Origin of the sequence: Streptomyces sp. GbtcB7, assembly GCF_019091445.1 — a bacterium.
GTDB lineage: Bacteria > Actinomycetota > Actinomycetes > Streptomycetales > Streptomycetaceae > Streptomyces > Streptomyces mirabilis.
Genome location: NZ_JAGXJM010000169.1, coordinates 1 through 372 on the forward strand (window position 1 = coordinate 1; position 372 = coordinate 372).

The 372-nt window shown below is 72.3% G+C and carries 1 protein-coding gene; it reads left to right on the forward strand.

From position 1 onward, the window contains the following. The coding region (locus KVT44_RS55700; RefSeq protein ID WP_302832271.1) for a biotin carboxylase N-terminal domain-containing protein at window positions 1–372 on the forward strand (372 nt) is incomplete at both ends.

Here is a 372-nt window from a genome sequence, read left to right on the forward strand (position 1 = left end):
CAAGGTGCTCATCGCCAACCGTGGCGAAATCGCTGTCCGCGTGGCCCGGGCGTGCCGGGATGCCGGGATCGCGAGCGTTGCCGTGTATGCGGAACCAGACAGGGACGCGTCGCATGTCCGGGCGGCGGACGAGGCGTTCGCTTTGGGCGGTGACACCCCCGCCACCAGCTACCTGGACATCGCCAAGGTCCTCCAGGCCGCCAAGGACTCCGGCGCGGACGCCATCCACCCGGGCTACGGCTTCCTGTCGGAGAACGCCGAGTTCGCCCAGGCGGTCCTGGACGCCGGCCTGACCTGGATCGGCCCGCCCCCGCAGGCCATCCGCGACCTCGGCGACAAGGTCGCCGCCCGCCACATCGCCCAGCGCGCCGG